The organism is Methylorubrum sp. B1-46, from assembly GCF_021117295.1.
Classification (GTDB): Bacteria; Pseudomonadota; Alphaproteobacteria; order Rhizobiales; family Beijerinckiaceae; genus Methylobacterium.
On sequence record NZ_CP088247.1, the window covers coordinates 4,865,326 to 4,890,141 of the forward strand.

Sequence of the window (24,816 nt, forward strand, 5' to 3'; positions counted from 1 at the left end):
TTCCGTCTGACCGCATCCTGCCGGACGGCGGTCACTTGCCACGCTGATATCGGATCGCCGCCGCCTCGATGCCAAAGAACGCTTCGAAGGGGCTCTTCGAGGGCGTCGTCCGGCGAGGCGGGCGGCGGGATGATGGCGCTCAGGCCTGGGCCGGCGCCTTTCTGGTGCTGCGCACGCCTTCCGCCAACTCGCGCACCAGGGTGGAGACCGCCTCTACCGTGCCGCTGCCGGCCCGGTCGCCCGGATCGAGGCTGCGCGCCAGCGCATCGACGAGGGCCGAACCGACGACGACGCCGTCGGCGCCGCGGGCGATCTCGGCGGCATGCGCGCCGGTCTTCACCCCGAAGCCGACGACGACGGGCAGATCGGTCTGCGCCGAGATCCGGCCGACCGCCTGCGAGACCCGGCCGAAATCGGGCGTCGCGGTGCCGGTCACGCCGGTGATCGAAACGTAGTAGACGAAGCCCGCCGTGTTCGCGAGCACGGCCGGCAGGCGCCGGTCGTCGGTCGTCGGGGTCGCAAGCCGGATGAAGGCGAGACCCTTCTCGCGGGCCGGCAGGCAGAGTTCCTCGTCCTCCTCCGGCGGCAGGTCGACGACGATCAGTCCGTCGATCCCGGCCTCCCTCGCGTCCTCCAGGAAGCGAGGCACGCCGTAGGTATGGATCGGGTTGTAGTAGCCCATCAGCACCACGGGCGTCCGGTCGTCGCCCTCGCGGAAGCGGCGCACCAGCGCCAGCGTGCCGCTCAGGTCCTGGCCCGCCTTCAGGGCGCGCAGGCCCGCCGCCTGGATCGCCGGCCCGTCCGCCATGGGATCGGTGAACGGCAGGCCGAACTCGACGATGTCGGCCCCGGCCTTGGGCAGGGCTTCGAGCACCCTGAGCGAGGTTTCCGGATCGGGATCGCCCGCCATGACGTAGGTGACGAGGGCGGCCCGTCCTTCCGCGCGGCAGCGGGCGAAAGCGGCATCGATGCGGGCGGTCATGCTTCTCGCTCCCGGCGGCCCATCCGGCCTGTGAGGCCCGGGACGCGGTGTCCCAGGCTACCCGACAGGGCTCGGCTTCCCCGGCCGATTGTCTTGGCCGACTTCTTGGATGATTTCTCGGTCAAGTGGGGGCGCCTACACTATCCGCACGCGTCCGTGAAGCGCGTGCGGGCCAGGCTCACCCCTGCGGGGCCGGCGGAGCCGCGATGACGCCGTCGACCCAGTCGCGCAGCAGCAGATGGGCGATGGCGGTCGGCGGCGGTACGGTCAGGCCCTCCGGGTGCGTACCCGCGATCATCCGCACCACCTCCGCACGTGGGAACCAGCGCGCATCCTCCAACTCGTCGGGATCGGTCCGGACATCGTCGGTGAGGCCCTCCGCGACGCATCCGAGCATCAGCGAGGCCGGGAAGGGCCAGGGCTGCGAGGCGTGATAGGCGACTGCGCCGACCGCGATGCCGGTCTCCTCGCGGGTCTCGCGGCGCACCGCGTCCTCGACCGTCTCGCCGGGCTCGATGAAGCCGGCGAGGCAGGAATACATCCCCGGCTTGAAGTGCCGGCCGCGCCCGAGCAGACAGGCGTCGCCCCGCCGCACCAGCATGATCGCCACCGGATCGGTGCGGGGGAAGTGGTGCAGCCCGCACGTGCCGCATTCGCGCCGGAAGCCCCCGGCGGCGATGGCGGTCGGGCTGCCGCAATTGCCGCAGAAGCGGTGGCGCGCGTGCCAGGCCAGCAGAGACTTGGCGGTGGCGATCAGCCCCTGCTCCTCGCGGGCGACGGCGCCCTCGGCGGCGAGCGCTCGCAGGTCGAGGGCGCGGTAGCCCGGCGCCGGGAACAGGGAGGCGGTCTCCTCCGCCACCGCGCCGGCAAAGACCGGCCGCCCCTCGGCCCGGCCGAGGAAGATCTCGACGGCGCGCGCGCCCGCCCGCTCCGCTTCGTCGGGCGCCAGCAGGGCCGTCCCGGTTTGCTCCGGGTCGGTGCGCAGGATCACCGTCTCGCCCGCCATCAGCACGAGGCGCGCCTCGGGCCCGGCCTCCGCCAGGACGGGCGCCGGGCCGAACTCGGCGGAGTGGCGCACGAGGCGGCTCGCGGCGTAGGCGAGCGCATCCCGGCTGGTGTCAACGGGCGAGCCGGTCATCGCCGAGCCCCTCACGCGGCCACGAACAGGGCGGCGGCCCGTTCGAGCAGGGCGGCGCGGGCATGCGGCGGATAGGGCTTTCGCTCGCCGACGCCCCAGACCGGTCCGGGCCAGGCCGGGTCCGAGCGGAAGCGGGCCACGACGTGGATGTGGAGCTGCGACACCACGTTGCCGAGCGCCGCGACGTTCACCTTGTCCGGCCGTGCGAGCGCCTGCACGACCCCGACCGCGATTCGGATTTCCTCGAAGGCGAGGCGTGCATCCTCCGGCGCGAGGTCGGTGAGTTCGCTCAAGTCCGGCCGCCGCGGCACGAGGATCAGCCAGGGGAAGCGCGCATCGTCCATCAGCAGGACGGAGCAGAGAGCGAGATCGCCCACGGGATGGGTGTCGGCGGCGAGCCGCGGATCGAGGGAGAAGGCGTCGGTCATGCCGGGGATCTAGCGCGCCAGCCCGAAAAGTGGTGGCCGGTTTTTGGATCAGCCGGCGCGAGGCGGAAGACCGGCGCCGGCCCGAAATGGGGTGGCCGGTTTCCGGACCGGCCGGCGCGAGGCGGGAGACCGGCGCCGTCCCGTAATGGAGCGGCCGGTCTGCGGCTTGCACGGCGGCCCGGACCGCTCAAAGATCGGACGAATCGTTTCAATTTCGGTTAATCATGTTCAGGCACGCATGATGCGGCGATCGGGAGTCGGCGGGCGGCGGGCCGCGCCGGGATCGCCATGGGTGACGCGATGACGGGCGGCGCGGAAGGAAGCGGGAACGCGGTCGTCGCCGTCGTGGCGGCGCGAACCCCCGCCCCCCTCGTCCTCGCCCTGCGCGGCCAGCCCTGCAGCGCCAGCATCGTCGCCGTCTCGGGTCGCGTCGTCGAGGATCTCGTCGCCGAGGCGCCCGCCGTGATCGTGGTGGAAGCCGAGCCCGAGCGCTTTGATGCCCCGGCCCTGATCCGCGCCCTGCGGGAGCAGGACAGCCTCGCGCGCACGCCCGTTCTGCTGGTGGCCGGCGGTGAGGCGCGAACGCTGCGCCGGATCGGCCGGGAGGCCGGCGCCACCGACGTGCTGTCCAAGCCCTTCGATGCCGTCGAATTGCAGGACCGGGTCGGTGTGCTGATCGACCTCGCCCTGGCGCGCCGGGAGAACGACGACCGCGCGCAGGCGATGCGGCGTGACGCGGCGCGCGCGGCGGCCGAAGCGACGGCTCGGGAGCGTGAGCTGATCCGCCGTCTGATGCTCGCCGCGGAGTTCCGCGACGACCGGGCCGGCGACCACCTGACCCGCGTGGCCGGCTGCGTCATCGCCGTGGCCGAGGGGCTCGGCCTGTCACCCGCGGAAGCCGACGACGTCGCGCTCGCCTCGACCATGCACGATATCGGCAAGATCGGGGTTCCTGATCACATCCTGATGAAGGCCGGCCCCCTCACGCCCGATGAGTGGGAGGAGATGCGCCAGCACGCCTTGCGCGGCTACCACATGCTGCACGATAGCTCCTCGCGCCTGCTCCAGATCGCCGCCGAGATCGCGCTGACCCACCATGAGCGCTGGGACGGCACCGGCTATCCCCGCGGCCTCAGGGGCGAGGAGATCCCCTGTTCCGGACGGATCGTCGCCGTCGCCGACGTATTCGACGCGCTGATCTCCGCGCGAAGCTACAAGCCCGCATGGTCCCTGGACCGGGCGCGCGCCCATCTGGAGGCCGAGTCCGGGCGGCATTTCGACCCGGCCTGCGTTGCTGCCTTCCTCTCGCGCTGGGACGACATCGTCGCCCTGGTGGAGGAGCGGGCGGCGTAGGCGCGCTCATCGCTCCGCCGTTCATCTCGCCGGCGAGCGGCTCTGGCCCGCATGCAACGCCCCCACGCGGTGCAGGTAGTGGTCGGCGCGTCCGCTTGCGGCTAGAAGCGGCGCTTGATTCCGATCCGGCCGATGATCGCCGGTCCGAAGGCGCACCTCCCTTGCCATTTCCGTCTCTGCCCTCCCCCCTCGCCCGGGCGCTCACCGAGCGCAACTATGCCGAGCCGACCCCCGTCCAGCAGGCGGTGCTCGACGCCGCGCCGGATCGCGACCTGCTCGTCTCGGCCCAGACCGGCTCGGGCAAGACCGTCGCCTTCGGTCTCGCCATCGCCGGCACGCTGCTCGGGCCCGAGGAGGCCCTGCCGCCGCCGGCCGCGCCGCTGGCCCTCGTCATCGCGCCGACCCGCGAACTGGCGCTTCAGGTGCAGCGCGAGCTGACCTGGCTCTACGCGCAGACCGGGGCGCGGGTCGTTCCCTGCGTCGGCGGCATGGACCCGCGCCGCGAGGCCCGCGCGCTGGAGGCCGGTGTCCACATTGTGGTCGGTACGCCGGGGCGTCTGCGCGACCACATGGAGCGGGGCCGGCTCGTCACCGACGAGCTGCGCGCCGTCGTCCTCGACGAGGCCGACGAGATGCTCGATATGGGCTTCCGCGAGGATCTCGAATTCATCCTCGCCGAGACCCCGGCGGATCGGCGCACCCTGCTGTTCTCGGCAACCCTGCCGAAGGCCATCGTCGCGCTGGCCGAGAGCTACCAGCGCGACGCCCTGCGGCTTGCCGTCGCCGGCGAGACCCGCGGCCATGCCGACATCGTCTACCGCGCCGTGCGGGTGATGCCGCGCGAGGTCGAGCACGCCGTCGTCAACGTGCTGCGCTACGTCGATGCGCCGGTGGCGATCGTGTTCTGCAACACCCGCGACGGGGTGCGCCATCTCCAAGCCTCGCTGACCGAGCGCGGCTTCTCCGCCGTGGCGCTCTCGGGTGAACTCGGCCAGGGCGAGCGCAACGCGGCGCTCCAGGCCCTGCGCGACGGTCGCGCCCGCGTCTGCGTCGCCACCGACGTCGCCGCCCGCGGCATCGACCTGCCGGGGCTCGACCTCGTCATCCATGCCGACCTGCCGCACGATGCCGAGGTGATGCAGCACCGTTCCGGCCGCACCGGCCGCGCCGGCCGCAAAGGCACGAGCGTCGTGCTGGTGCCGCCCGCCCGGCGGCGGCGCGCCGAGCAGATGTTCGCCATCGCCAAGGTCAGCCCCGATTGGAGCGGCCCGCCGAATGCGGACGAGATCCGCGCCCTCGACCGCGAGCGGATGATGTCCGATCCGCTGCTCGCCGAGCCGGAGACGGAGGAGGATCGCGAGTGGGAGCGGGAATGGGCCGAAGCGCTGATGGAGCGCTGCCCGCCCGAGCGCCTCGCCGCCGCCTTCGCCCGTCTCTACCGCTCGCGCATCCCCGTGCCGGAAGAAGTCAGTGATCCGGCCTACGAGACCAGCCGTCGCCCGGATTCCCGCGGCATCCCGGTCGGCGCCCCGCGGATCGGCGAGGATGAGCCGGCGGCGTGGTTCCGGCTCAATCTCGGCCGCCGCGACCGGGTCGAGCCCCGCCGCCTGCTGCCGATGCTGACCCGCCGCGGACAGATCGGCCGTGGCGATATCGGTGCGATCCGGATCTTCGACAACGAGACCGCCTTCGAGGTGCGGGCCAGCGCCGCGGAGGATTTCGCCGCCGCCTTCGCCCGGCGCGGGCCGGCGGATGTCCGCATCGAGCGGATGCCGGGAGACGGTCCCGCACCCGCCAAGGCGCCGAAGAGCCCCCGCGCCCAGCGCCACCGCCGCGAGGCGACCAAAACCGGCCGGGGCGGCTGAGCGACGCCGCCGGGCGATCGCGTTGCCGGCGGATCGTGAGGGATCAGCCCCTCCCCGTCATCCCGGAGCCGCATGGCGGAACCCGGGATTGCAACGCTGGGACATGCGGTGGAGGCTCGTCGTGGCCTGCACGCCTCCGGCGCCTCGGAATCAAGGCCGTGGGGGCCGAACCGAAACGATCGAGGGCGCAACCCCTCTGCAAAGGTCGCGCCTCGGATCGCCACGGCTTCGCTTCGCGATGACGGAGGCGGCTAAACGGAAAATCGTCGGGAAGGCTCGCATCCGGCGCGTCCGCACCGGATCGGCCGACAACGGCTACTCGCCGCCGGACTTTTTGCCGAGCAGGCCGTTCACGGCGGCGTCCCAGCCTTCGCGGATCTGTCGACCGCCCGGAATCTTGACGCCGAGCAGTTCGGGCTCGTCCGCCGAATCCTGCGCCGGGTTGGCTGCGGGCGGCTGCGCCGAAGCGGTCTGGGTCGGCCGCGTCTCCGCCGTCCGATTGCGGGGAGCCGGCACCGCCTTGCGGGCGGCATCGGCTTTCGCGGTCTCGGCCTTCGCCTCGGGCTTGGTTTCAGCCTTGGCGATCTCGGGCTTCGCCTTCGGTGCGGGCAGCGAGACGAACTTGGCAGGCTGTTCCGTCTTGGCCCGGACGGTCTCGCTGCGGCTCGGAGGCAGCGGAACCGTGACCTTGGCGGGGGGCAGCGCGGCCGCCGTGCGGCCCGTGGCCGGGACCGTGGGGGCGGGTTCGATCGGAGGGTTGCCCCGCGTCGGCGACGACGCGGCGGCTTGAACCGTTGCCGCGCCTCGGGCCGGCAGCGCAGCTTGGGTCGGTGGCGTGGCTTGAGCGGGCAGCGTCGCTTGTGCAGGTGCTGCGGCTTGGACGAGCGCCGTGGCTTGCGTCGGTACCGCGACCGGGATGGGGGCTGTGGCCTTGACCGGCACCGGAGACGATGTCGACGGCGTGGGTTCGGCGATGGGAAGGCTCGCCCGGCGCGGTTCGATCGCGGGTCCGTCCGTCGTCGGCGCCAGGGCCGGAACACCGTCCTTCAGGTCGGGCCATTGCGAGGCGACCGGTGCAATCCGGGTCGGACGGCTCCGCGGATCGGCGAGATCGGAGAAGAACGAGAACGCCCCGACGGCGAAGACGACGAGGGCCACGCCCCCGCCGGCGGCGCCCGCGATTACGGGCAGCCGGAACCGGGCCTGGGCTCTCGCTTCGGACGGACGGGCTTCGGACGGATGAATCGCCACCGACATGCGGCCGGCCTCTTGCACGTTGTACCCCTGCAACAACACGGCCTCGGCAATGCGGCGGCAAGATGTCCGCGCGGCCTGAACAGAATTCAGGCGCCAGCCATCCACACGAATCTGGCGGAATCTCCGAGGCATTCAAACCTGACCGGACGGCGCGTGCCGCGGACAAGTCTCGCCCCGATCTGTTCTCGCCATCGTTCTTATCGGAGGCGGTTTAACGGAGCGTGTAGCCCGGAAGAGCTCTCGCGCCGCGTCGAGGCCGGCGACCATAAGAGAAACATCAGTGGGCCGTGCGACCCTGCGGCGCGGCCCCGGCATGGACTTTCGCCCGGCGATCGGCCACGGTGCCGTTCGTGCCGAAAGAGTAGAGATCTGAGACTTTTATCCGATGTCGGCTTGCCGAATTGTCCCGGGCCGAGCCGGTCCGCGGCGCCCTCGGCGGGCGGTGGCCTGACCGACCGCGAGGGCCCGTGCCGAATCCCGCCGCGCTGCAACCCGATCTGTCGCCGATGATGGCGCAACCGACATCCGATCCCAACGCCGACGAGGCGCAGGATCGAGCCGCCGTGCCGTTCTGGGCCGGCTGGCCGACGCGCACGCGCCTGATCCTGATCGTGCTCGCCATCGACGTCGTCGCCGCCCTGGTCTCCTGCGGCGTGATCGTTCTGACGGCGCGCAGCGCCGTGCAGGTCGAGATGGCGGCCAGTCTCGCCACCGTCGAACCCCTGGTGGCCGACACCATCCGCTCCCTGCGCAGCCCGAGCCCCGAGAGCGTGCTCCACACCCTCGACCTGCGCTTCCAGGCCCTGCGCCACGTGCGCGTAACGATCCTCGATGCGGAAGGGCGGCGGGTCGGCTTCGGTCCGTCCGAGCAGGGGCGCGAGCAGCGCACGGCGCCGCGCTGGTTCGTCCGGCTGATCGCCCCCGAGCCGCACCAGCACGATCTGCCGATCATCGTGCGCGGTGAGCGGATCGGCACCGCCGCGATCACGACCCAGCCCCTCGACGAGATCGAAGAGGTGTGGGGCTATGCCCGCTCGCTGGCGCTCGCCAGCCTGATCCTGAACCTCGCGGTGCTCGCCGCCCTCACTCTGGCGCTCGGGCGCATCCTGCGGCCGCTCGGCCGCCTCGCGAACGGACTGACCCGGCTGGAGCGGCACGACTACACCGCCCATCTCGACCCGCCCGCTTCCCGCGAACTGGCCGTGATCGCCGAGCGCTTCAACCGCGTGGCCGGGGCGCTGTCGGAGGCGCGAGCCGCCAACAGCCGTCTCAACCGCCAGCTCCTGACGGCCCAGGATGACGAGCGTGCCCGGATCGCGCTGGAACTCCACGACGAGTTCGGTCCCTGCCTGTTCGCCCTGGAGGCGAACGCGGCCTCCGTAGCGCGGCTCGCCGCCAGCCCCGGCGAGATCGACCGCGGTCGGCTCGCTTCGCGCGCCGGAGACATCGGCAGCATCGTCGGCCAGGTTCAGGTCCTGAACCGGGACCTCCTCAACCGGCTGCGCCCGCACGGCCTCGGCGAAGTGCCGCTCGCCGATTGCCTCAGCCTCCTCCTGCGCGACTTCCAGCGGCGCCATCCCGAGACGCGTTTCGAGGGCTCGTTCGAGGGGCTGGCCCAGGGCTACGGCGACATCGTCGACCTCACCGTGTTCCGCTGCATCCAAGAGAGCAGCACCAACGCCGTGCGCCATGGCGATGCCCGTCATGTCCGGGCCCGCGTGGCGCAGGAGGCCGACCCCGCCGGCCTGACGACCCTTCAAATCAGCGTCGAGGATGACGGCACCGGCATCGCGCCCGGCCACCGCGTCGGCCTCGGACTGTCCGGAATGCGCGAGCGGGTCGAGGCGCTCGGCGGTCATTTCCGCCTCGACACGGCTTCTCTTGACAACGGCGGCTCCGGAACCGTTGTCCGGATCACCCTTCCGATCGATCCCGAGCGCGACGGCAGCGAGGTTCCGCCTCCGCCCGCGCCGCAACCCAAGTGATGCGTGTCAGATGAACGCCCCGGTCAGCAGCCCCGTGATGAAAGCGGCGTCGAGCAAGGGCGGACCCGTCCCGGTTCTGGTCATCGACGATCACCCGATCGTCCTGCAGGGCTGCCGCCGCGTGCTGGAGGATGCCGGGATCGAGACCGTGGTGGAGGCGACCGGCGTCGTCTCCGGCTACCGCGCCTTCCACCGCCTGCGCCCGCCGGTGGTGATCTGCGACCTGACCTTCCAGGGCAGCGGGCTGGCCGGCCTCGCCCTGATCCGGCGCATGCGCGCCATCGAGCCCGAGACCCGCGTCCTCGTCTTCTCGATGCACAACGATCCGGTCATCGTCTCGCGGGCGCTGGAGGCCGGGGCGCTCGGATACGTCCTGAAGGATCACGCCTCGAACGAGCTGTACCAGGCCTTCGAGCGGGTACGCGCGGGCGAGGTCTATCTCGACCGGCGGCTGGCGACCGAGGTCGCCATGCTGCGCGCCGATCCGCGCCGCACGCCGGAGACCCAGCTGACGCCGCGCGAGCAGCAGATTTTGGCCCGCCTCGCCCAGGGCAAATCCTACGGCGCCATCGCCGCCGACCTCTCGGTCAGCTACAAGACCGTCACCAACGCCTGCTCGCAGATGCGCCAGAAGCTCAAGGTCCGCACGCTGGCCGAATTGATTCACGTGGCGGTGACGCAGGCGCAAAGGCAGGGCTGATTTTCCTCGAAGACGGAGCGCCGTTCTTGGCCGACACCACCTCTGCCAGGCGCTTCACGCAGGAGGCCTGGGCCCGCAACCTCGCGGCCTACGAGACCATCCGCACGATGCCGTTCAACGCGGAACTGGCGGAGGGCTCGCTGAGCCCTGAGCGCTTCCGCCGCTACATCGTCCAGGATGCGCATTACCTGATCGGCTTCGGCCGGGCGCTGGCGCTCGCCGCCGCCAAGGCGCCGCATCCCGACCGGATCGTGCAGTTTGCCCGCGGCGCCGAGACCGCGATCGTGGTCGAGCGCGCGCTGCACGGGGGCTTCTTCCAGGCCTACGGCATCGATGCCGGGGCCTTTGCGGCGACGCCGCTCTCGCCCGCCTGCGACCACTACGTCGCGTGGCTGACGGCGACGGCCTATGCCGAGCCCTACGAAGTCGTGCTCGGGGCGCTCCTGCCCTGTTTCTGGATCTATGCCGAGGTCGGCCGCGACATCTTCTCCCGCGCGGGCGCCGACAATCCCTACCGTGCCTGGATCGACACCTATGCCGGCGAGGAATTCGGCGAGGCCGTGGCCGCGATGATCGCCGCGACCGATGAGGCCGCGGCGGACGCCTCACCCCTCCTGCGGGCGCGCATGCACGCGGCCTACACCCACGCCACCCGCCTCGAATACGGGTTCTGGGACGGGGCTTACCGCGACGTTTCCTGGCCGCTGTGACACGAATCCGACAGCGGATCGCGACATCTTGGCCGTTTCCTTGCACGGTCTTGTCACGGCCGGCCGTTGCGCGCACGCCGGTTTCGCGGTTGATCTATGAGATGTGACGCCGTGCCTTCCCTCTCATCGGGGGCGGCGGCATCAAGCGGGGGGTGAAACGGATATGGCGTCAGGCTTGGCGAGTGATCTCTTTCGGATCAAGACGCTGGAACGGCTCAATGCCGACGCCGAATCCGGCGAGAACAAGCTGGAACGCCACCTCGGTCCCTGGAGTCTGGTCGGCCTCGGCATCGGCGCGGTGATCGGCGCGGGCCTGTTCTCGCTCACGGGCATCGCCGCCGCCGAGCATGCGGGCCCGGCCGTCACGCTCTCGTTTGCCATCGCCGCCATCGGCTGCGCGCTCGCCGGCATGTGCTACAGCGAGCTGGCCGGCATGATCCCGGTCGCCGGCTCGGCCTACACCTACACCTATGCCACGATGGGCGAGTTCATCGCCTGGATCATCGGCTGGGATCTGGTGCTCGAATACGCGGTCGGCGCCGCCACCGTCTCGGTGAGCTGGTCGCGCTACGTCACCCGCTTCATGCGTGACACCCTCGGCATCAACCTGCCGGGCTCCCTCGTGCACTCGCCCTTCGAGACCTACCAGCTCGCCGACGGCACGATGGCGCACGGCCTCGTCAACCTGCCGGCGATCCTGATCGTGGTCCTGACCTCGGCCCTGCTCATCGTCGGCATCCGCTCCTCGGCGCGCGTCAACGGCGTGGTGGTGCTGATCAAGCTCGCGGTGGTGATCACCGTGATCGGGGTCGGCCTGTTCTACATCAAGGCCCAGAACTACGACCCCTTCCTGCCGGCCAATACCGGCACCTTTGGCGAGTACGGCTGGAGCGGCGTGATGCGCGCGGCCGGCGTGGTGTTCTTCGCCTATGTCGGCTTCGACGCGGTCTCGACGGCGGCGCAGGAGGCCAAGAACCCCCAGCGCAACATGATGATCGGCATTCTCGGCTCGCTCGCGATCTGCACGGCGCTCTACATCGCGTTTGCAGGCGTGCTGACCGGCCTCGTCCACTACGACGCCATGCGGGGCGACGCCGCCCCGGTGAACACCGCGATCGCCGCGACCCCCTATCCGTGGCTGAAGAGCCTCGTCACCTTCGGCGTGATCTGCGGCTTCTCGACCGTGATCCTGGTGCTGCTGCTCGGCCAGAGCCGGGTGTTCTACTCGATGTCGAAGGACCGACTGCTGCCGGGCTTCTTCTCGGCGATCCATCCCAAGTGGAAGACGCCCTACCGCTCGAACCTGTTCTTCATGGTGTTCACCAGCGCGCTCGGCGGCTTCCTGCCGATCTCGCAGCTCGGCCACATGACCAGCATCGGCACCCTGCTCGCCTTCATCCTCGTCTGCGCCGGCGTGATCATCCTGCGCCGCACCCAGCCCGACGCCCCGCGCGCCTACCGCACGCCGCTGGTGCCGTTCGTGCCGATCCTCGGCGCGCTGTTCTGCCTTGCGATGATGCTCTCGCTCGACGGCGATACCTGGCTGCGCCTGATCATCTGGCTGGCGATCGGCCTCGTGATCTACTTCGCATGGAGCCGCAAGCACAGCCGCATCGGCCGCGAGGAAGGGGCAGGCGCGAAGACGGCCATGTGAGGTCGGCCGCCCGTCTCGCACGCCCGGGACCATAACATGACGAGAGGCCCACCCGGCGCACCGGGTGGGCCTTGTTCTATTCAGCATTGGGACGTGCAGCGTCCCAGACTTGGTCTTGATCCAATCTCTTGGGATTACGAGCCAACCAGCCGATCTGGCAGCATGAGGCGCGATGGGCCTGCCCCAGAAACGGCGCTCAAGCCGATTTTCAGGCCCGGCGGGCCACGGCCAGCACCGGCGGCTCGGCGAGGCCGATGAGGGGGCGGCCCACCTCGATCGACTGGCGCTCGCGGGCGATGAAGGCGGTCGGCATCTCGGCCTGCATCTCGGCCTCGACCTTGCGCAACTGCACGTCGGAATGGGCCGGGTGCAGGTGGATGATGCCGAGCGCCTTGACCCCGGCTCCCTTGGCCAGCTCGACCCCCTTCTGCCAGGTCGAGTGGCCCCAGCCCTTGCAGCAGGGATACTCGCCCTCGGTGAACATGCCGTCATAGACGAGGAGGTCGGCCCCCTCGACGAAGCGGCACAGCTCCGGATCGGGCCAGTTCGTGCCGTGCTCGATGTCGCTGATGACGCAGAGGCGCTTGCCGCCGTAATCGAAGCGGTAGCCCGTCGACCCCTGCGGGTGGTCGAGCAGGATCGTATCGACGCGGATGCCGTCGGCGAAGGTCAGCGACTCGCCTGCCTTGAAGCCGTGATGCTTGAAGGTGCAGGGCAGCACGTCGAGCGTCACCGGAAACAACGGCGGCGAGAATAGCCGGTCGAGCGCGTCCTGCGCGCTGGCGCCGTCGAGATTCCCGCAATAGGTGTGGATCGTGTGGTCGCAATCCATCACCGCCGGCTTGAAGAAGGGCAGGCCGGCCGTGTGGTCGAGATGGAGATGGCTGAACAGCAGATCGATGTCCCGCGGCAGCGACTCGCGGCAGCTCCGCCCGAAGGCATTGAGCCCGGAACCGGCATCGATGACGAACAGGCGATCCCCGCAGCGGATCTCCAGGCACGGCGTATTGCCGCCGAACTCGGCGGTCTCGGGGCCGCTGACCGGCGTGGAGCCGCGTACGCCCCAGAAACGCAGGACGAGGGCCTCGTCCTTGGCTGGATATGGCAGGGTCATCGATCGGCACCAATGCCCGGTTTCATGCCGGGCTTTCTCGGGTCGCAGTGGCGCCGCCGTGCGCATCCGCGCACGTTTTCGCGGCTGTCCTTCGGCCCCTCATCGGGCACGGAGTGTACAGTGCTGAGATGGGGGCCCGCCATTCGGGTCTGTGTGCGTGCTCGCACACGCCGTTTCGAGGAGATCCAGATCAGCGCTGTGCCACCTTCTCAACCGAGGGTTGCGAAAGTGCAAGCTCGGGCAGTGGCATTGTCGTCTCGATGGCGGCACGAGCCAGGCTCGGCCATGACTGCGCGTAGCGCGCAACGCTGGCCGTGAAGCGGCCCGGCGCGGCCTCGTAGGGCGGCACGAAATCCGCCGTCCGCAGCGCGAGAGACGGACTCCCGGGGCCGATCCACGCGGCCCAGACGGCCTCCGGCACCGGCGGGGGCGGAGCCGACCGGCGGCGGGCGGGGATCAGCACCACCTCCTGGCCGGCATAGGCCAAGGCCTCGGGCCGGCTGATGTCGCCTACCGGAAAGCCCTGGCGGATCCGGGCGGCCCAGAAGGCGTGCTGCCCGCCGTCGGAATAGGTCGTGCGCACGGCCGCCGCGCCCTCCTCCACCAGTGCGGCAATCCGGTCGGTCTCGTCCTTGTGCAGGGCGGTGAAGGCCGCCTCCTTGGCCGGATCGGGCGAGGGCGCGAAGGTGTAACGCCCGCCCGAGACGCTCACGACCGGTTCCTCGCCGGTCGCCTCGAAGCGGTCGGAGCCCTCTTTCAACTGGCGCCAGAAGGCGATGTTCGGGTCGGTTCGGTGCCGGGCCATGTTCGCGGCGGTCATGCGGAACGGGAAGGACTGGAACTGAAACGCCCGCTGCCCGCCGGAGAATGCCTCCCGGGCGATGGAAAACAGTTCTCCTGCCACGGCATCCGTCATGGCGAAGCAGCCCATGGACGAGCAGACGCCGTGAACCATCACCGCCGAGCCGGTGGAGCCGTGCGCCCGGTCGTAGGCGTTCGGGTAGCCGACGTCGAAGGAGAGGTAGTAGCGCGAGTTCGGGTTCATCTGGCTTTTCGCCACGGTGTAGAACCCCTCCGGCGTCTGCCGGTCGCCGGTCTTGGTCTTCGGCCCGAGCTGACCGGACCAGCGGCAGATCGGATAGGTCTTGATCGGCACGTAGCGGCCGGCGGCGTTGCGCTTCCAGACCTCGATCTCGGATTCCTTCTTGTAGGCCCGCAGCACGATCGGCGAGGCGGCATCGGTGCCGCGCGCCGCCATCAGCGCCAGGGTCGCGGCCGGAATCGGCGCGTTCGCCTTGTCGGCCAGGGCGAGCGTGTTCGAGGCGGAGACGAACAACAGCCCGATCACGGCCGATACGAGGGTGCGCAGGCGAAACCTCTCAAGGCGTCGAGATTCGTTCGGGGAAGGCATACACCGTCTCGATCGAGGCCGGGTTCGACCGGCGGCGCCCACGGGCGACGAAATCGGATTGTGCCCAAGCTTTGGGGCGGTTTTGCGGGAAACGGAAGCACTCAGGCGGGGACCGCCTCGGTTTCCTGCGGATCGCCCGTCACCACGGTGTTGCGCTCCACCCGCAGCACGGCGTCGAACGGCGCCTGCCGGTTCAGGGTGTCCTCGTCGGGGAGACAGACGATGAGCGCCGCGCCCGCGCGCAGCGCCCGCAGGCGCTCGATTCGGGCGGTGATCTCGTCGGGCTTGCGGTCGTCGAGCGAGAGGCCGACCACGAGGATGTCCGGGCGGCGCACGAGGCAGCGGACGAACTCGATCGCCACCCGCTCGCGCGGGCCGAGAGCGCCCTCCCCCAGCACCGCACGCTGGCCTTGGCCCGCCACCGCGACGCCGGCCTCGATCCGCGCCGCGAGGCCGAGCCGGTAGACGGTGGGCTCCAGCCCCTGTTCGGCGAGCACCCGGCGCACCAGGGCGCGCACCCGCCCCTCGGCGCCCGCCTCGCCTTGGGTGATGCGCCCGAACAGCAGGTTCTCCTCCAGGCTCGCGGCGGCGGTGAGCCGGGAGGGATCGTAGAACTCCACCTTCTCGCGATAGCGCGGCGGCAGCATCGCCGCGAAGGAGTGGCGGGCGGCCACGAGACGCTGTTCGAGTGCCGCATCGATCAGGCCGAAGCGGTGGCGCGTCTCGCTGTAGCGGAGCGCCAGCCCGATCAGCCGCTCGCGGTCGCGATGCCCGGCGGGGCCGCGGCGAAAACCGCGGGCTTCGGGCTGGCGGGCGACCAGATCCTCGAAATAGCCCCGCTCGGCGGCCGGAAACAGCGAGAAGGTCTCGAACAGCGGGTGATCGTCGGGGAGATCGGAAAAGATCTCGACGGTGGAGCGGGCCACTTGCAGGCCGACATCGACCAGCGTGCGGGTCAGGTCCTCCGCCTCCAGCACCGCGCGCAGGTAGGGGTGCGCCGCGAGCCGCGCTTGCGAGAAGGCCGGGCTCACCGCCTCGCCGAACAGGATGTTCTCGCCGATATCCGCCTGATGGTTGTAGCGGGCCGGGTCGAACGGCTCGACGAGGCGGGCCATGCCCTCGCGGGCGAGCGCCTCGCGCACGGCCCACCGAGCGGCGACGACCGCTTCCGCCGTGGCAGGATCGTCCTCGGGATCGACGGAGGCCTCCAGGCCCCGCTCGTAGACGAAGGCGTCGAGGCCCGTGAGCTTGAGGATGGCGATGCGCTCGGCGAGACCCGAGGCTTCCCGGTCGCCGCTGCGGGCGCCGTAGAGCAGGTTCTGGCGCAGCGTCCCCTCGATCAGGATCGCCTCGGAGCCGGCCAGCGCCATCCGCCGGGCGCGCTCGGCGGAATCGAAGGCGCGCAGGTCGATGCCGCCATAGGTGACGGCGCCGGCCGTGGGCTCGATCTGTCCGGCGAGGAGCGCCGCGAGCGCGCGCGATCCACTGCCACGATGACCGACGATCGCCACATGCGCCGGCATCGGCAGGGCGAGGTCGACCCCGGTCAGCCGCTCGCCGCTGCCGGGGTCGTAGGCGCCCACACCTTTCGCGACGAGGGCACCGGTCTCGGGAAACGGGGCGGCCGCGCGGGCGCGGTCACCCGGCCGGCGCGGATTGAGCGCGTCCAGGGTCTCGGCGATGGTGCGAAACAGGGGGGCGACCGTGCGGTACTGGTTCCAGAGCCGCAGGCTGATCGCCACGAGGCTTGCGGCCAGGGCGAAGGCGCCGGCCGCCGCGACCAGCGCGCCGGGCAGGACGTTGTCGGCCTCGGTCGCCGCCTCGCCCTGCCACAGGGCGGTGGCGATGAGCAGCGCGGGCAGGATCACGACGAGGGCGAGCGCCGGGGCCCGCGCGTAGGCGAGCTGGGCCTCCGCCCGCACTAGGGCCGAGCGCGCCGCTCGCGCTCGCAGGCCCAGGCGGCGCCGCTCGAACGCCGCGGCGCCGTGGGCGCGCACCGCCGGCATCCGCCGGATCAGGTCACGCAGGCCCGCTTCCGTGGCGGCGGTGTCGGCCCGGCGCAGGCTGCGGCGGGCGGCGGTGCGGCTGGCGAGGAGCGCCCGAGCCAATCCGACGGCGGCGAGCAGCAGGGCGATCACCGGCACGAGGCGCGGGGCGGCGAGTTCCGCCATCACCAGGGCGAGCAGGATCGCAGCCAGCGTCAGGCCGGGCACGACGATGCCGACCGCCGCGAGCGATCCCATCCGCGCGAGCGCCTGGCCGACGAGGCCGGGCAGCGCCCGCAGGTCCTCGCGGGCGCCCGGCGGCGAGGCGAGGATCGCCTCGGTGGCCCGCGCCCGCAACCGCGCCGTGGCCCGCGCCTGAACGGAGAAGCAGAGATAGGCGACCGCCGCGCCGAGGACGGCGAAAAGCAGGGCCGCGGCGGCAAGCGAACTCAGCGCGATCAGCGGCAGTTCGGCCGGCGGCAGGCTCCAGCCCTCGAACAGGATCGGCGCCTCGCTGCCGTGCTGGCCCGGCAGCGGCAGGGCGATCCGCAGGAAGGGCAGGACGTTCGGGCTGCTGCGGGTGAGCACCGCGATCAGGTCGCGCAGGCACAGCAGCACGAACAGCGCCAGCGGTCCGCCCAGGCCCACAGCCAGCCCGAGCGCCGCCGCGTGCCGGCGCGGCGACGAGGCGAGGGCGAACCGGACGGGGTTACGCTCCATCGGCATTCCGGGCACCGGACCGAGGCGGGCCGGGCAGGTTGGCGGGAGAGGAAAGCGGCATCGGGCGGAGGCTATCCGGTGACTTGGGCTTCGAGTGAACTGGGCTTTGGCGTGGTGGAGGACTGGTTCGGCGGTCCGACGCGCGAGGAGGCCGTCGCGGACCGTCCTCTTCGCACGGAAACACCAGGGTGCAAGCCCGGCCAGCCCGCATGCCGCTTTGCAATCCCGCGTGCGCGTTGCTCTTTGGTGCGGGAGAGCACATGGCAGGCAGAGCATTCCTGCGTCTTCCGCGCGGTGAGCCTGCCTTTCGCCCGGTTCCCAGCCATTCCGTTCGGCGGGGCCACGCCCTCCCCTCTCACCGGACGATGCCGGATGCCCGTGCGAGACATCCCAGCGCCTGCTTTCTCCTTGCGGTTCCGGAGCCGTCCGCGCCCGACGGCCGGTCGTTGAGCCGATGAACGAATCCGCGCATCAGCCTGTCTCCGAGCCGGCTTCCCTCTACGGAATGCCGGTGATCGGGGCCGGCGAGACGGTCTCCTCGATCGGTGCCGCATTGACCGGGGCCGTGCTCGCGCCCGGCGGCCGCCGCTGGTGGCTTGCCGTCGCCGGCATGCTCGCCCTGATCCTTCTCTGGGCCGGCCTGCGCCCGGCCGTGCCCGCCGCGCTGGCCGCGGCCGGAGCCGGGTGGTGGATCGGGCTCGCCGCTGGGTGTCTGCTGATCTCGGGGCTGCTGCTGCTCGCGGACGTTGCATGGCGCTGCGGGATCAGCCGGCTGGCGCAGACGGCCGCCCTGCTCTGCGCCGGTCTCGCCGCCCTCCACCCGGCACCGCTCCACGCGGTCAGTCTCGCGGCCCTGCTCGCGGCGACGGGCGGTCTCTGGGCGGCCGCCCTCCTGCCGGATCTGGCGGTTCTGCGCGACCGCCTCGCCGCGGAGCCGGATCGCCGCCGTGCCCGCCTCTACCGCGCGTTCGCGGCCGGCTGGTGCGGCTCGGTGCAGCAATGGCACGCCTGGGAGCGAGCCTGCCGCGGGCTCGCCCTGCTCGCCATCCTCGCGGCGGTGGCGGTGCTGATCGACCTTGCGCTGGCCGCAGCCCTTCGCACTGACCGCCACGACACCCTGCTTCCGGTCGCCCTGCTGGTCGAGGCGGTGCTCTCGGGCGCAGGCCTGATCGCGGCGCTGGCGGTGGCCCTGCGCCGGAGCCTCGGGCTCGACGGCCTCATCACCGGCCGCCACCTCGACATCCTGGGCCGACTGATCCTCGCCTTCGGACTCGCGGCCCTCTATTGCCACGTCACCGAGAACGTCACCGCGCTCCTCTACGGCGACGCCGCCGAGCGGGCCCGCGTGACCCGCAGGATCCTCGGCGACGAGGCTCCCGCCTTCTGGACGCTCATGCTCGCCGGCCTTCTTCCCACGCAACTGTTCTGGATCACCCCCGTCCGCCGCAGCGCTGCCGCGCTCGGCCTGATCGGAGGTCTCGTTGCCGCCGGCCTCGGCGCCGATCACGTGCTCGCCGCGCGGGCGGGCGCGGCAGGGACGGATCTTGCGGGTCTCGCGACCGCCGCCGCCGCCGCGTTCGGCTCCGCCGGGTTGTTCGTTCTCGGTCTGCTCGTGCTGTTCCGCCTCGTGCCTCCGGTCTCGATCGTCGAGACGCGGCAACTCGCCCTCGCCCACAACCCGCAGGCGGCGCTCCGGGCACCGGAGGCGGGACTCGAATCCGGTCGTGACGTTTCGGCGGATCCGAAGCCCCGGCCGGGCCTTCTGGCGGTCTTCGCCGCCGAGGCCGAACTGGCGGAGGGGGTGCGCGGCCTCTCGGGACCCGACACGCCGTCGCAGCTCGACGCTTACGGTCCCGTGCCGATGCCGGAGGCCGCGGCCGCCCTCCACGCGCGTGGGCGGCCGCTGAATCGCTTCGCGCTGTTCGGTGCCTTTCTCGGTGTCGTGGCTTTCCTCGCCGCTCGCCTCATCGGCCTCGCCGATGCGATGCCGCAGGGATTCGCGGACGTGGCGGCGCTCGCCTCACCCGCCACGTGGCCCGGCGCCTTGGGGCTCGCATCGCCGCTCTCGTCGTCGCTCCTGTGGCCGGTCTCATGGCCGCTTTCCTGGGCCATGGCGGCAGTACCGGCCTTGTCGGCCGGCGCGATGGGCGGTGTCTTCGGTCTCGGGGGGGCGCTCGTCGCGGCTGTCAGAGCCGGACGGACAGGCCGCAGGCCGCCCTCCGCTCTCAACGGCCGCTTCGTCCTGACGATCGACCCCCCGGTCGAGCCCTCCCGCGGGGCGTTCAACCCTGCCGCCCTCGTGCGGCGCCTCAACGCCCTGCCGGAGGCGGCTGGACGTCCCCTCGCCCTCTACGGTCCCGCCGCTTTGGGGGCACGGCGGTGAGCGCCGAGGAGAAGGGTGCCGCCGCCCGCAAGGCGGCGGGGGCGAAATCCGCCAGCGGCTACTTCCGCGATCCCGCCCGCCGCCCGGCGGCGGCTTTCGCCATCGGGTTGGGCTGCCTGCTGCTGGCGTTCCACCATGCCGGGCTGCCGCGGCTCGCGCCCTCCTATCTCGCCGCCTGGACCTGCCTCCTCGCGCTTCCCGCAGGGGCGCTGCCGGTCGCGATCATGATCGAGCGGGCGGATGCGTGGCGCCCGCAGCCCGAGACCGCCCTGCTGGAAACCCTGCGCGGGTTGCTGGTGCTGATGCCGGTGGCCGCGATCCTGGCCCTGCCGATCCCGCTGGTCGCCGCCCTGCTCTACCCGGCCCCGGAGAGGGCCGGGCCGGACGGGCCGCTCATCCTGCTCGGCAACGCGCCGCTGTTCCTCGCCGCCCGCCTCAGCCTCTATTTCGCTCTGTGGACCGGGCTTGCCCTGCTCTTCGCCCGCCGCGGCGGCGAGCCCTGGGCCAAGGCCGGGCGGATCGATGACGGCCGTGCCGCGCTCGGCCTCGGCCTCCACACCGTGGTCGGCACGCTGGCGGCCTTCGATCTCGTCATGGCCGTCGGCACCGATCCCGGCCTGCGCTTCCACGCCAGCGCCTTCGGCCTTCTGGTGCTCTCGGCCTGGTCGAGCCTCGCGCTGGCTGCGGCGATCCTCGTCGCGCCGCCCGATGTCGGGCCGGCGCGGCGCCGGCACGACCGCCTGACCCCGCTCGCCGTGCTGCTCCTCGTCTGGGCCGGCCTGCACGCGGTGCAGTTCCTGATGCTCGGCGCTGCCGCCGATCCGGAGGCCGCCGCCTGGTACCGGCTGCGGTCGAGCTTCTACGGCCGTGTCCTGGCGCTGTCCGCCGCCGGCGTCGTGGCGCTCGCCGCCGCCCTGACCCTGCGCCCCGGCGAGAACCGCACGCGGCTCGTGGCGGCGCTCGCCGTCGGTGTCCATCTCGCCGAACTGTTCTGGTTCGTTACGCCGGCCTTCCGCGGCACCTTCCGCCTCGGCCTCACGGACCTCCTGGCGCTCGCCGGCGTCACTGGGCTGGCGATGGGATTGGCACCCGCAATCCGCCGCCTGATCCCGGGGCTCGCCGTTACGCCGGCCTGGCCGGGCCGGGAGCGCCTGAAGGGCCGCGTGGGAGCGGCGACAGGGGACACGCGCCGCAAATCGGTTGTTCGGCCCCCCGAAGCTTCCTAGTTTCCCTCACCCCACCTCGACCTCGCGCGACTTGAGAAGACCCCGGCGACCATGTGCGAATTGCTCGGAATGAGCGCGAATGTGCCCACCGACATCCGGTTCTCCTTCGCGGCGCTGGCCCGGCGCGGCGGCGAGACCGGGCCGCACGCCGACGGATGGGGCATCACCTTCTACGAGGGACGCGGCTGCCGCTCCTTCCACGACCCCGAGCCGAGCGCCCGCTCCGAACTCGCCAAGCTGCTGCGCCGCTATCCCATCAAGAGCCGCATCGTCGTCGCCCATGTCCGCAAGGCCAATCGCGGACGGGTCAGCCTGGAGAACACCCATCCCTTCTCCCGCGAACTGTGGGGCCGGCCCTGGACCTTCGCCCATAACGGCCAGCTCAAGGGCGTGAAGCGGTTGCCGCTCGGGCGGTTCGAGCCGGTCGGCACCACCGACAGCGAACACGCCTTCTGCTGGATCCTGTCGCAGCTCCAGGCGCGCTTCCCGAAGCCGCCGCGCACGGCCGCCCTTGAGGCGGCGATCGCCGGCTACGCGCTGACCCTGTCGGAACTCGGCGTGTTCAACATGCTGCTCACTGACAGCCGGGTGCTCTACGCCCATTGCGGCAAGAGGCTCTGCTACCTGACCCGCCGGGCGCCGTTCGGCACGGCGACGCTGATCGACGAGGACTGGCGGGTCGATTTCGCGCAGGAGACGACCGAGACCGATATCGTCACTGTGATCGCCACGCGGGCGCTGACCCGCGACGAGACCTGGACCGAATTGGAGCGCGGCGACACGCTGGTCCTCACCGATGGGGCGGTCCGTGTGCTGAAGGGTAAGCGGCGCGCGCAGCCGGAGATGCGCGGCGCCGCCTGACGCGGAGCGGACTGAAAGCCGCAAGCGATGCTGTCGATCTGCCGCATTCACGCCGCAGGATCGGCCGATCAACTCAAACCGAACCCGATCGAAGCCGTTCGGAATAGCGAGTTTGGGTTTTGCCCTTCGCGCCACAGCGGATCGTGTTGTGTGCAAGCGTGGCAGTATTTCGCGTGGCGCGGGTGTGCGGTGCGGGGCCGATGCGCTACAACTATGTTAAGCGCCTCGCCGGGGCCATCGCCGCGTGCCGGGCCGTCCCGACGTTTGCCGAAATGCCCCGACCGCGAAGTACCCGATGCGCAACGAGACCGAAGCCACCCTGGATCGTCCCGCGATGACAGACGGCCGTCCCAAACTCTCCGACTCGATCCGCAGCCATCTCGGCGATCACCTTCGCAGCGTCTACGACACGCTGGGCGCGGGCGAGGACACGCCGGTCCGCTTCTCCGAGCTGATCGGCAAGCTCGAAGAGGCGCTCAAGGCCCAGGGAGAGCGGATCGATCCCGATTTCCGCAACGGCCTGCTCGCCGCCGTGCCGTCCTTGCGCGCCTTCGCCCTGTCGCTGACCTCGAACCCGGCCCGCTCCGACGACCTCGTGCAGGACACCCTGCTCAAGGGCTGGCAGCACCGTGCCCGCTTCCAGCCGGGCACCAACCTCAATGCGTGGCTGTTCACCATCCTGCGCAACATCTTCTACTCGGACCACCGCAAGCGCGTCCGCGAGGTCGAGGACCAGGACGGCTCCTATGCCGCCCGCCTCGCCACCGCGCCGCATCAGGGCGACCGGCTCGACGTCGAGGATCTGCAGACGGCGCTCGCCAAGCTGCCGCCGGACCAGCGCGAGGCTCTGGTGCTGGTCGGTGCCGAGGGCGTCTCCTACGAGGAGGCCGCGACCATCATGGGCTGCAAGGTCGGCACGGTGAAGAGCCGCGTCAGCCGCGCCCGCGGGCGTCTCGCCGAGCTTCTCGGCTACGATGAGGAGGATCTCTCCTCCGACCGCTTCATCCAGTCGGCGATGCCGGACGCCTGAGGGGCCGGCGCGGGCGGCGGTGGGCCGGAACGCCCGTGTAGCCTATGATGCCGCGTCCAAGTGATCGGCTCGGATTGCGAGTCGAAGCCGTGGCAATCCAGAGCGTGGCATGTCCCGGGAGGTCGCGCTCTGGATCGCTTCGGCTCCGCCTCGTGATGACGGCGTCCGACAAACGCCGAAGCAATCTCTTGGACGTCGCTTGAAATCCGTGACTTGGAATGTCCGGTCGGCGATCTGCGCTGGCGCGCCTTGATCTGAAGTGCGGATCAGCGGCGTTGAGGGTGCCTCACAAACTCCTGGTCACCCACCGTTCTCGCTCTGACGAGGACAGCGCGGCGGGAGTTTCGTGAGAGACACGAAGCTGCATGGAATCGTCAGGTCGTCCAAGAGCTGGACGACCGAAACGTCCTCTTCACCGGACCATCTGCGCGGTGATGAAATCGAGCCGACCGGCAGGGACGATCACCCTGCCGGTTCGAGCCTTGGTGTCACGCTGCCTTGCGCCGTCCGCCGGTCTTGCGGCCCTCGCCCGAAGCGGCGCTCTTGCGGCGCGGCTCGGCCGGCGCTTCCGAGACCACTTCGTCCGCAGGCTCGGTGGCTTTCGCGGACGACTTGCGACGCTGCTGGCCGAGGCCGAGATCTTTCGCGAGCGCCGAACGGGCGGCGGAATAGTTGGAAGAGACGGTCGGATAGTCGGCGGGGAGGCCGTAGCGGCGGCGATAGCCCTCGATATCGAGCCCGTGCGTCGTCAGGTGGCGCTTGAGCGTCTTATAGGGCTTGCCATCGATGAAGGAGATCAGGGCGTCCGGCGTGATCGACTTCTTGATCTGGGCCGGCGTCGCCCGCTCGACTTCTTCCTCTTTCTGAGCCTGCGGCGCCGAGAGGGCGACGAGTGCGGCATGGACCTGAACAATCAGGGCCGGAAGTTCGGGCGAAGGCAGCGAGTTATTCGAGACGTAAGCCGAGACGAGATCGGCGGCGAGTTCGATACGATCTTGTTGTGAGACCTGACTTGTTTCAGACATTGTCCATGATCCTGTTAACCCCTCGTTCTCGTGAGCTAAAAGGATTTGAGAAAGTTTCAAGGCCGGATCAAGGAGTTTTCCCGGAAAACGACTGCAAAACCGAGAAAAAGTGGCGATCCGTTCGATATTGTCTACGATCAGACCGGATGAGACGACAGATTGGGGGGTCTCAAGGTGGTGCGTTCAAGCTGAGGTTAGACCATTGTCATGATCAGCGTGATGTGATTCGGCCATTCAACAAATCGTGAGAGGCAAGTCCGGGCTTGGCGTTGATCTCGCTCCGTGAAGCGCGCCGCTTCCAAGGATTGCGGCAGGTTCAGGATCATCTCTCTCCGTCGGCGCGGCAAAATTCGAGCGGCCGGTCGCCGTGTTTACATGCCCGGCAGCGTCATCTCATCATCTTCGTTCCGGAAGGCCGCGCGGCGTTGCCTTCCACGCTCCGGCTGCGTCGGCAGCGTGCAGCGATAGACCACGGCATCGGGTGGTCCGAGGGTGGCGTTGAGCGGGACCGTGACGGTGTCGCCGGAAAAGCGCCAGTTGCGGGTGCCGCGATCCCAGTAGAGCCACACCGTGGTGTCGTGGCCTTTCACGTCGAAGACGGCGGCCTTCTTCGACATCGCCCTGAGGGTTCGCGGCTCGTAGAGGCCCTTGCGGCGATAGGCGACACGGGAGGCCTCATCCTGCCGATCGACGAAGGTGTTCTGGACGATCTGCAGCGTCGCCCCGGGCTTGCGGAGAAATTTCTTGAAATCGCTCAGAGATCGCAAGACCACGGGCATGGCGTCCATCCAATCGTCAAGTCACGGACTCATCCTGCATTGCGCGACGCACCTTAGGTCCGGTGAGATGACGGTTGTTCCTCACACGCAAAGGCGCGGTCGGGCGATATCCACCGGAAAGCGGCGTCGTCCACAGGCGCCGACGATTTCATTCATGTCTTCCCGGCCGGCTTCCGGACGACGCAGCGGTGCCGTGGTGCAACGGTCGGG

19 protein-coding genes are annotated in these 24,816 nt (G+C 70.6%); 10 read left to right on the top strand and 9 right to left on the bottom strand.

The window, feature by feature from the left end; translation table 11 throughout:
- Positions 1-139: 139 nt before the first annotated feature.
- The 3 genes from trpA to LPC10_RS22640 all read right to left on the bottom strand — a co-directional run bounded on the left by trpA (position 140) and on the right by LPC10_RS22640 (position 2,548).
- Positions 140-982 (bottom strand): tryptophan synthase subunit alpha, encoded by an 843-nt coding sequence (trpA, locus tag LPC10_RS22630; protein WP_231344489.1) that lies wholly within the window; start codon positions 980-982, stop codon positions 140-142.
- Between the two features lie 178 nt (positions 983-1,160).
- The gene (gene nudC, locus LPC10_RS22635) at positions 1,161-2,120 is read right to left on the bottom strand and encodes an NAD(+) diphosphatase (protein WP_231344490.1); all 960 of its coding nucleotides are present in this window, start codon (positions 2,118-2,120) and stop codon (positions 1,161-1,163) included.
- Positions 2,121-2,131: 11 nt separating this feature from the next.
- Positions 2,132-2,548 carry an HIT domain-containing protein gene (locus tag LPC10_RS22640; RefSeq protein ID WP_231344491.1) on the bottom strand — a complete coding sequence of 139 codons (417 nt, stop codon included), beginning with the start codon at positions 2,546-2,548 and terminating at the stop codon, positions 2,132-2,134.
- Between the two features lie 300 nt (positions 2,549-2,848).
- Here LPC10_RS22640 and LPC10_RS22645 point away from each other — a divergent pair, with 300 nt between their 5' ends.
- Positions 2,849-3,901, top strand: a complete 1,053-nt coding sequence (locus tag LPC10_RS22645; RefSeq protein ID WP_231347127.1) for an HD-GYP domain-containing protein — start codon at positions 2,849-2,851, stop codon at positions 3,899-3,901.
- Between the two features lie 161 nt (positions 3,902-4,062).
- Complete coding sequence (locus tag LPC10_RS22650) at positions 4,063-5,766, top strand: DEAD/DEAH box helicase (RefSeq protein ID WP_231344492.1); 1,704 nt, start codon at positions 4,063-4,065, stop codon at positions 5,764-5,766.
- A gap of 315 nt (positions 5,767-6,081) precedes the next feature.
- Here the strand turns inward: LPC10_RS22650 and LPC10_RS22655 are convergent, their stop codons facing one another.
- Positions 6,082-7,023, bottom strand: a complete 942-nt coding sequence (locus tag LPC10_RS22655) for a hypothetical protein (RefSeq protein ID WP_231344493.1) — start codon at positions 7,021-7,023, stop codon at positions 6,082-6,084.
- 467 nt (positions 7,024-7,490) lie between these two features.
- Here LPC10_RS22655 and LPC10_RS22660 point away from each other — a divergent pair, with 467 nt between their 5' ends.
- From LPC10_RS22660 to LPC10_RS22675, 4 genes are all read left to right on the top strand, one after another.
- A complete protein-coding gene (locus tag LPC10_RS22660) occupies positions 7,491-9,008 on the top strand; it encodes an ATP-binding protein (RefSeq protein WP_231344494.1) in 1,518 nt (505 codons plus the stop codon).
- 10 nt (positions 9,009-9,018) lie between these two features.
- Positions 9,019-9,708 carry a response regulator transcription factor gene (locus LPC10_RS22665; RefSeq protein WP_231344496.1) on the top strand — a complete coding sequence of 230 codons (690 nt, stop codon included), beginning with the start codon at positions 9,019-9,021 and terminating at the stop codon, positions 9,706-9,708.
- Between the two features lie 26 nt (positions 9,709-9,734).
- Positions 9,735-10,418: a TenA family protein gene (locus tag LPC10_RS22670; protein WP_231344497.1), complete on the top strand. Its 684-nt coding sequence runs from the start codon at positions 9,735-9,737 to the stop codon at positions 10,416-10,418.
- Positions 10,419-10,581: 163 nt separating this feature from the next.
- Positions 10,582-12,072, top strand: coding sequence for an amino acid permease (locus tag LPC10_RS22675; RefSeq protein ID WP_231344498.1), 1,491 nt, complete (start codon positions 10,582-10,584; stop codon positions 12,070-12,072).
- A gap of 208 nt (positions 12,073-12,280) precedes the next feature.
- Here the strand turns inward: LPC10_RS22675 and LPC10_RS22680 are convergent, their stop codons facing one another.
- The 3 genes from LPC10_RS22680 to LPC10_RS22690 all read right to left on the bottom strand — a co-directional run bounded on the left by LPC10_RS22680 (position 12,281) and on the right by LPC10_RS22690 (position 17,302).
- Positions 12,281-13,186: an MBL fold metallo-hydrolase gene (locus LPC10_RS22680; RefSeq protein ID WP_231344499.1), complete on the bottom strand. Its 906-nt coding sequence runs from the start codon at positions 13,184-13,186 to the stop codon at positions 12,281-12,283.
- A gap of 190 nt (positions 13,187-13,376) precedes the next feature.
- Positions 13,377-14,597, bottom strand: coding sequence for a murein L,D-transpeptidase family protein (locus LPC10_RS22685; protein WP_231344500.1), 1,221 nt, complete (start codon positions 14,595-14,597; stop codon positions 13,377-13,379).
- A 101-nt stretch (positions 14,598-14,698) separates the two neighbouring features.
- Complete coding sequence (locus LPC10_RS22690; protein ID WP_231344501.1) at positions 14,699-17,302, bottom strand: ATP-binding cassette domain-containing protein; 2,604 nt, start codon at positions 17,300-17,302, stop codon at positions 14,699-14,701.
- A 454-nt stretch (positions 17,303-17,756) separates the two neighbouring features.
- Here LPC10_RS22690 and LPC10_RS22695 point away from each other — a divergent pair, with 454 nt between their 5' ends.
- The 4 genes from LPC10_RS22695 to LPC10_RS22710 all read left to right on the top strand — a co-directional run bounded on the left by LPC10_RS22695 (position 17,757) and on the right by LPC10_RS22710 (position 22,802).
- The gene (locus tag LPC10_RS22695) at positions 17,757-19,685 is read left to right on the top strand and encodes a DUF3341 domain-containing protein (protein ID WP_231344502.1); all 1,929 of its coding nucleotides are present in this window, start codon (positions 17,757-17,759) and stop codon (positions 19,683-19,685) included.
- Positions 19,682-20,911, top strand: a complete 1,230-nt coding sequence (locus LPC10_RS22700; protein ID WP_231344503.1) for a hypothetical protein — start codon at positions 19,682-19,684, stop codon at positions 20,909-20,911. The genes LPC10_RS22695 and LPC10_RS22700 overlap by 4 nt, the downstream gene beginning before the upstream one ends.
- A 51-nt stretch (positions 20,912-20,962) precedes the next feature.
- Complete coding sequence (locus LPC10_RS22705; protein WP_231344504.1) at positions 20,963-21,772, top strand: class II glutamine amidotransferase; 810 nt, start codon at positions 20,963-20,965, stop codon at positions 21,770-21,772.
- A 295-nt stretch (positions 21,773-22,067) separates the two neighbouring features.
- Positions 22,068-22,802: a sigma-70 family RNA polymerase sigma factor gene (locus LPC10_RS22710; RefSeq protein ID WP_231344505.1), complete on the top strand. Its 735-nt coding sequence runs from the start codon at positions 22,068-22,070 to the stop codon at positions 22,800-22,802.
- Positions 22,803-23,290: 488 nt separating this feature from the next.
- On the opposite strand, the gene LPC10_RS22715 is transcribed toward LPC10_RS22710, so the two are convergent.
- Both LPC10_RS22715 and LPC10_RS22720 read right to left on the bottom strand, forming a co-directional pair.
- Complete coding sequence (locus LPC10_RS22715) at positions 23,291-23,827, bottom strand: MucR family transcriptional regulator (protein ID WP_231347128.1); 537 nt, start codon at positions 23,825-23,827, stop codon at positions 23,291-23,293.
- A 371-nt stretch (positions 23,828-24,198) separates the two neighbouring features.
- On the bottom strand, positions 24,199-24,606 hold the full coding sequence (locus tag LPC10_RS22720; protein ID WP_231344506.1) for a hypothetical protein: 408 nt from the start codon (positions 24,604-24,606) through the stop codon (positions 24,199-24,201).
- Positions 24,607-24,816: the final 210 nt, after the last annotated feature.